The organism is Zarconia navalis LEGE 11467 (genome assembly GCF_015207075.1).
Classification (GTDB): Bacteria; Cyanobacteriota; Cyanobacteriia; order Cyanobacteriales; family Geitlerinemataceae; genus Zarconia; species Zarconia navalis.
On the sequence record NZ_JADEXN010000250.1, the window covers coordinates 1 to 7,432 of the forward strand.

General features: G+C 47.7%; 8 protein-coding genes. 5 read left to right on the top strand and 3 right to left on the bottom strand.

Features of this window, described 5'->3' with window-relative positions:
* Positions 1-808: hypothetical protein (locus tag IQ235_RS13685; protein WP_264322010.1), on the top strand; the 808-nt coding region annotated here is incomplete at its 5' end.
* 243 nt (positions 809-1,051) lie between these two features.
* Positions 1,052-4,870, top strand: coding sequence for a hypothetical protein (locus IQ235_RS13690; protein WP_264322011.1), 3,819 nt, complete (start codon positions 1,052-1,054; stop codon positions 4,868-4,870).
* Here the strand turns inward: IQ235_RS13690 and IQ235_RS18925 are convergent.
* Positions 4,835-5,065, bottom strand: coding sequence for a helix-turn-helix domain-containing protein (locus tag IQ235_RS18925; RefSeq protein ID WP_405196675.1), 231 nt, complete (start codon positions 5,063-5,065; stop codon positions 4,835-4,837). The two genes, IQ235_RS13690 and IQ235_RS18925, sit on opposite strands and share 36 nt — an antisense overlap.
* A 123-nt stretch (positions 5,066-5,188) precedes the next feature.
* Between IQ235_RS18925 and IQ235_RS13695 the strand changes: the two genes are divergently transcribed.
* Positions 5,189-5,665 carry a hypothetical protein gene (locus IQ235_RS13695; RefSeq protein WP_264322012.1) on the top strand — a complete coding sequence of 159 codons (477 nt, stop codon included), beginning with the start codon at positions 5,189-5,191 and terminating at the stop codon, positions 5,663-5,665.
* 3 nt (positions 5,666-5,668) lie between these two features.
* Here IQ235_RS13695 and IQ235_RS13700 read toward each other — a convergent pair whose 3' ends face one another.
* Positions 5,669-6,013, bottom strand: a complete 345-nt coding sequence (locus IQ235_RS13700; RefSeq protein WP_264322013.1) for a hypothetical protein — start codon at positions 6,011-6,013, stop codon at positions 5,669-5,671.
* A 103-nt stretch (positions 6,014-6,116) separates the two neighbouring features.
* On the opposite strand from IQ235_RS13700, the gene IQ235_RS13705 reads away from it, so the two are divergent.
* Entirely contained in the window at positions 6,117-6,782 is a 666-nt protein-coding gene (locus IQ235_RS13705; protein WP_264322014.1) for a hypothetical protein, read from the top strand.
* Here the strand turns inward: IQ235_RS13705 and IQ235_RS13710 are convergent.
* Positions 6,779-7,219: a helix-turn-helix domain-containing protein gene (locus IQ235_RS13710; RefSeq protein WP_264322015.1), complete on the bottom strand. Its 441-nt coding sequence runs from the start codon at positions 7,217-7,219 to the stop codon at positions 6,779-6,781. The two genes, IQ235_RS13705 and IQ235_RS13710, sit on opposite strands and share 4 nt — an antisense overlap.
* Positions 7,220-7,283: 64 nt before the next feature.
* On the opposite strand from IQ235_RS13710, the gene IQ235_RS13715 reads away from it, so the two are divergent.
* Positions 7,284-7,409 (top strand): hypothetical protein, encoded by a 126-nt coding sequence (locus IQ235_RS13715; RefSeq protein ID WP_264322016.1) that lies wholly within the window; start codon positions 7,284-7,286, stop codon positions 7,407-7,409.
* Positions 7,410-7,432 lie beyond the last annotated feature (23 nt).

The following is a 7,432-nucleotide window of genomic DNA, read 5'->3' on the forward strand; positions in this document are numbered from 1 at the left end:
CCACCACCACCACAAGAGGGGAGAGAAAAATATGTTTGCTAAATTATGGAACCCAACCGAAACGATGCTAAATACAGTCACAAAAAACCATCCACTGTACTTTGACGGGGATGATAAAGAGCCTGCGACAAGCATTAAAAATTCTTACAAAGAACGAGTCGCTATAATTCTAGGATTGGTGCAGCTAGAATCACTTAAGATCCTAGAGGCTTCAATGGGTGAAAGCACTGAGTTCAAACTAGCTAAATCAAGAGAAGAAGTTGGGGCAACGATACAAGACCATTCCAGGAACGTAGTATTCTACGTTCTCACCTTGAGAAAGCTTTTGTCGTCTAAAAACGATGCAGATCTTACCTTACCGAAGTCAGAGCGAGATATTCACGAGTCACGCGGTTTTGATTTAGAAGTGACTGGATACACGGCGGCTTGCGCTTTGAATGATGCTGTGTACATCTTGTGCAAAGAATGTGAATCAGTTTTGATTCACGATCATTCAGTTGGGGTGGTAGATGTCAGGACTAAAAAAACGGTTAGTGAAGTTACTGGGGACGTGATAATGGAACGTGGTTCCTTGCTGGATATCATTGCCAATGTGGACATCCTGGCTATATCTTATCGGTTCAATTTCCAAGAACTTCTTGACGATGATAAGTACAATCCCGTCAAAGATATATTAAGTGAGTTACCAACGACAAAACGGACTAATAAACCCCCAGTCGATAGCAAAACACCACTAAAAATTGTGGGAAGCGATGATGTTACGCCCACAAAGACCCGAGGAAGGAAGCAGGCTAAAGCATCTCTGTAGAGATATTGGACACGCCTGAAAGCCCCGCGCAGCAAATACCCCGTCAGGGTTCCGACGGGGTAAAATGTTTTTAGAAAGCAAATCCGGATTGCCCGGAAACAGGTCAGAGATTCAACGGTGCGTCCAACACCTAAAACTCTTTCCCTTTTTCAATAGTAAATGTTTTTTGCTCTACCGTGGGAATACAAACCCCATTTAGCTTAAATATTTATAGGGCATCCGGGTAACTAGGAGCAATCCAAAATGTCACCCGATACCGCCAATTCTAACACAATTCCGACCGTCAGTCAGACTCCTGAAACTGTTTCAGTGCAAGGGCTGGAGAGAAATTTCAACCGCCTTCTCGTGGGCGATGGAGAAAATAAAATTGATGTCATTTCCACGGTTTGCGATGTGGAATTTTCGAGTCACCTTTCCTACGCCCTGGGATATGGCAGACCCAGACGGGGGTTGGAAGGGAAACGGAAAAATATCTTGGGCAAATTACATCGAAAGGAAATATCCCACCAAGTCCGACGATGCCATCTATTTAGTCAAATCAAGTTCATAGCCGACCAAACCAAATTCGCGCTCGGAAACCCCCAGTTCGCGAATGCAATCAATGAAGCGGCGGTTAATGGAGGGCTAGACCCATATCCGATATATGGGGAAGGTGTCGAAGGCGAGTCCACCTGCCTGCTGGCTGAAGGATTGAGACTCAAGGGACATTCGGTACAAGTTCGAGAAAAATCAGCGACCGACTACGCCAAGCCTTTGATATGGGAAGTGCAGGCGTATTTCGCCACCGCCGAAATCGGGATGTTGGGAGAGTTGAAAAAAGGGCCTGTCGAAAGTCGCATCCGGGAATTGTTAAGATCCACTGGAGAAAATCGGATTGCGGCCGGGAAAAGGATTCGGGCGATCGGGAGCGATTTGCGGGTCGGGAAAGATGCAGCATCCCTGAACGCCATCATCACGATCGATGATGTGGACTATGAATTATTCCTCTCGATCCGCGACTATGCCGCAGTCGTCGGGAATGGCGGTCTAAAAAATTGGGCTGAAGTCGCCGGGTTTGAATTTCCTGACAAAGACGCTTTAAAGACAGAGGATATGGACGATATGATTCAAACCGCAGTGGACAAGCCTTTAGAAACTCACAAATACATATTGAATGACATCGACCTGGACTTGATTTGGGAATGTTATAAAGAGCTGTTTCTTGAAACTTTGGAAGTTCTGGGACTTGAGGAATATAAAGCCGATCCTGGAATGACGATCGGGCAAACGGTGGCGACCGTCTTGATACGAGCGATTGCCAAACGCCACGACATCGATCCCAACGGGCCGTGGGAAAAGGAAGTCATAGAACTTCTCTCGAAACATTCGAGCTACAACGCCCAAGCCCTTGCCAAAAAGTGGGATTCTTCAGAATCTTATTTGAGCAAAACCGACGGGGGGCGTGCATATAATGCCCGATGCAAAGATACGGCACTTTGGGAATTGTTATGCGATATCGATATTTCCGGTTGTTATGGGGAGGGACAGCGAAACCAGTCTCTGGCGATCGGATGCGACCCCGTAACAATTCGTTATTATCACAAAAATCGAAATCGCAAAATGTCGTTGCGATCGCTTCTCAGAATGCTGGGAGTCAAAATCGACACTGACGAAAATGGAACTCGATTTATTTCCGACTGGGGAGAGTTGGTTCCCGGACTGTTTCTTGGACGAGTCTCCGGAAAATTGAGATACGCCCAGAATTTGTTAGTTTCTTGGTTTGACGTAGATAAAGCCGCTATCCGCGATATGGGGCGCAATCCCTATCACTCCGAGATATTCGATGAGGAAAAGGGCATCAGCAAAATTTTGTTGCGCGAGGTCAAGCACGGGGTGATTTCGTCCGACATCCTCGAAGTCTTGATGTCCTGTTCGTCAAAACGTCAATTCAACGATCTGATGGACAAGCTCTATGTTGACGTTTTTAGTTATTATCCTGCCTCCGAAGAAATCGAAATCAAAGTCAATCCCGAGACTGGCGAGATGGATTATGCAGAGGGTTATCGGGAGGTGGGAAGGCGATATGAAGAATATCGCTATCGCTCGACTTGCCACGTCAAAAATGAGAAGAAATGCAAGCACGTTGTCGTTAATGTCGAGCGCGAATGCCGTGCGTGGTATAGGTTGCCAATGGGAGATCTTATTACAAATAAGCTTCTCGAACAGCGGGGAATCGCAAAGATTAAGTACGGAAAAAAATCCCCGATGCAGACAATGCTAAAGCTGATGATTAATACGTTGTATGGGGATATGGTCAGTCCCTATTTCCCGTTCTCAAACCCGATCGTGGGAAACAATATCACGGCTCGCGCCCGCGTTCTGGCTTGGACGATGGAAACCGGATTCTTTAGCCGCCAGTCCATCACCGACGGCGGGGCGTTTGCCCTCAATTCCGTCTTTCATCTGAAGGGTCATTCGCGTGGGAGGCGAATCGAAATGGAGAAGGTGGCCGAACTTTGGCATCAATCTAAAGGTGGGAGTTTTACTGCGGATTCACATCAGCGGAAATGGTTTAAACTCGCTCCCTTGGGCGGGTCGGAATTGACCGTAAATCGCGCGCCAATTGTCTGTGAGTTCAAAGAAGGAACACCCGCTCGCGAACATAAAGACTCAGATGAAGTCATCGGGAAAACCTTCACGAATTACGATCTCGTCCGTAACGGGAAAGTGGTGGGGGGGAAGGAATGGAAATGGTGTCCCATCCCCGATTCAAACAAATTGGGCTGGGTGGCGATCGACAAATGGGGATGGGTCGATGATATGGCGATGAAACATCTACAGACTCTGTTTCCGACCCTGACCGTTCTCAACGCCAAGACCTCCCAAATCATGGTCGATAAAAAGACCTGCGAAATCTCTTATCGCGATCGGGTCGGTCAATTCTCGTTTGAGAGTAAGGATGTGTATCCCGATGGAGGTGTGTTCCGAAGTACGGCGGATTATTTGATGAAGACTCCGGACAATCAAACCATCAAAGCTCGCAGCCATCAGGTTTCGAGAGACCACATCGAAGTTTCTAATCGGGAAACCGATCGCGAATTTGGTGAATTGGATGGGGGGAAAATCGTCAAACACAATGGGTTCTCGACCACCGAAGGGAAGTTGGGACAGGGAATCTCGATCGTCCGAAAAGATGGGGTCGCACCCGCTAAATTATTCTTAGAGGCTCTTCACAAAGGAGATGGAAAAGGCGGACAAAATAACGCCGTTCCTCGCTCCTCAGTCGTCATCCGCCAAGGGATCGTGAAAGTGGGAGCTTACAAAGCCCGCCTGAAAACCTATAAAGGCTGCGGATTGATTCCGGGGGATTCCGAACTCAAAGCGATGTTATTCACCGAATTCAGTCTGTCTCAATTCCCTTACAACTTCATCGCCCAATACAAAGGATGGCGCGATGCGATCGACGAGTCCAAACACAAATACGGTCAGTCGATCGAGGCGTGGTTTTTGAATGATGACGGAACGCTCAAATATCAGGAGATGATTGATTGGGCTGGCTCTGCCGTTGCCGATGGAGTGACTAACCCGATCGCCACCCTGGAGAAAGAACGACCCCTCGATGAAGAATCTCGCAAACATCCGGCGTTCGATATTTTGCAAGAGATGAAATTGATTCTAAAACTTCCGTACTGGCATGAGTTGATATCGGGTCGCAAGGAAAAGTCTCTAAATAATGGAAAAGTCGAAGTATCCGAAAGCCCTGAAAAACCCCCAATATCGGGAATGCGAAAACTACTGGGGTTAGACCCGATAGAAGAAACGCCCCCCGTTGTGGGAGGCGAAGCGGATGAAGTTTCGGAAAATGAATCGGTTGGAAAGTCTAGCGAACCTGAATCCGAAATTGATGACGAGCTGATGGAAGCATTGGCAGAACTCGACGACTCGCCAGTAGAAAAGCTCGAGATTGGGGTTGAGATGGATTACGAGCTGATGGAAGCGCTGGCAGGGCTTGATGATGAGCCTATCCCGAACGGGGGGAATGGCGAATTAGCAGTCTCTAGCTTTGAGGAATCTTACCTCTAGCGATTCTTCGATAGCTCTCAATGTCGATATTGGGAGCTTCAAAACTTGGCTGCTTTCAATTCGATACCAGTTCGATGCGCTCATTCCGGCTCTGGCAGCTAATTCGGTGATGGATTTGGATGAGTTTTTTCGAGCCTCTTTGATGGATTGTCCTAAATCCTTTATCTCGTGGTGGGTGATGATTTCGATCAGCATTCGTTATTCCAAGTGGGTGACATTATTCTCAGTATAAGTGACAAGTGGGAATACTCTAGTCAGACTTGACAAGTTACACGTGATGAGTGTAATATGAGGATAGTTGAAAAAAAGGAAAGATTCATGCAATTCACCACCACATGGACACCGGCTACAATCGCTAAAGGCAAGTTCGAGGGTCTGACCGTTGGGCGATTTCTCGGTGATAAAGTCAAGCAAATCACGATTCGAGAGACCGGAGAAATCAAAGAACTCAACTCCCTAATGTTCCTGGTCAAAGGGCAGTCTGGGGAAAATAAAGAGATCGAACTCAACGTCTCGCGTGGGTACAATCCAGACAATTCTTTAGGGAAAGTGGCTGCTGCTTTAGGTTTCGTTCTTCGGTCGGAGGTGGAGGAAGACGAGTACGGGCAGGAAATTCAAACGACGAACAACTTATCCGAACTTTTTGAGATGTTGAATAAAGCCGAAAAGGAAAAGACTCCTTTTGTCTTTAAGATGCGCAACGTAGAGAAGACCAACGATTTTGGAGACAAGATTCTGACAAGGCTCTGGGAATTCGATCCGACTGTCGCCCCCCAAGTCCTTAAAACAAAGTAAAGTTCATTCTAAATTCGGATTTTGAAACCCCCGGAGTGCCTCGCTCTGGGGGTTTTTCTGTACTATCGTTGTATGGACATCGAAGTTGATAAATTGACGATCGAGACTTGGATTGAGAGAGCGCCACAGAATTGCCCCAAATGCGGGTGGAACGCGGGTCGAGTCACACTTACGCCCGAACACTTCCATCACGCCCGCATGGACTGCCAGGGATGCGGAAAATTCATCAAGTGGGTCGCCAAGCCAAAGAATCGAAAAAATCGAAATGGGATGGCAAGCGACATCGCGATCGCCAAGTCCGAGGCGACCGGATGGAATCTGGAATTCTTGGAGTCGATCGAGTCCCAAATCGAGTCAGGGAAATCGCTCACGCCCAAACAAATCGCTTGTCTCGATCGTATTCTGGGGAAGGTATTAGACCCTCGCGATCGAGAATGGAGAAACGACAAAAATGAATAATCGAGCTTTCGGGAATGTCCTGACTCCCGGTCAGAAATTAAATGTTTTGGAGACGATCGAGAATGACGTGGGTATGGGGATGAGTTTTTTATCCTCGATTGGCGGGCTTCGAGATTGGATGACCGATCGAGAAGCCGAAGATGATGACCTTCCCTTCCCCGTCCCTCAATTATTCTTCGAGGAATATCGAAAAGAGGGTCGAGCGCTCGCGAACTCCGAAAGAGATTTGAGAGCGCTCGATCGATTCAAGATTGGGATTTTCGTCGCAGAGCAGCGCGGGCTGGCGAAATTCCGGCTCTTCCTTGTAAAAAAGATGAAGGAAAGCCTCGAACGAAACGACGCTTCGATGGTCAATGCGATCCGAGCTATCTTGGCTTGTCGATTCCCCGAAGATTGGGGACAGGTGAAGGGGTTAGAGTCCCGAGCGATCGAGGCACTGCTGCTCGACGTTCAGACGCGGATAAGTTCGACTCAATGGAAGACGATCGAGGAATTGTATCGCGAGCATCTTCCTCGTAGGATCGAACTCCTTCCCGAACCCGAGTCCGATAAATTCATATATAATCGCGAGAATATTTATCAACTTTCCGCGGAAGAACTTGTAAGCGAACTCAACAAATTGAAGGAGATTGGGATTGGTGAGGAGGAATCAGATTAGATTTTTTCCCTGAGAATCTCAGCTTGGCGTTTGCGCTCTTCCCATCTCGCGTCCAAATCGACCTCGGAAAGTCCATTAGTCGTGTTTGATGTTGGGGAGTCCGACGGGGTTTGAGGCGACCAAGATTGAATCAATCTTCCCAGCGATATCAAGTCTCTATTTGACGTGTCTGGATCGGCTGCGATTTCTTGATATCGATCGAGAAGGCGATCGAGAATCAGATTGACCTTGCGATCGAATTCACCAAGGAATTCGCCAGGGATTACTTGACCCCTATCGATAGGCTCCGAGGAATCTTCCAAAGACGGAAAGGGGTCTCGGATATAGTTTTTGACGGCAGCGCGCGAGACCCCTAGGCGCTCGGCGATCGCTCGTTGGGATTCACCAAGTTTATGAAGTCGGAAAATCTCCGCTCGCTTGGCTACGGGAATCGTCATTTTTTCTCATCGTCTCGTCGTTGATTGCCTGACCCCAGAGTATCGGAGAGTATTCCCGATCGTCATGTCCAGGATTTTTATTGGCAAGATTCAGGATCTGATCGAGTCAAAGAAATCTGTCGAGATACTCGATCGCCTCTGGGGAAATCTGGGGGCGATTTTCGGTGTTAATGAGAATGACGAGGGGTGAAATAGGCGATTTTTGTCAACGAG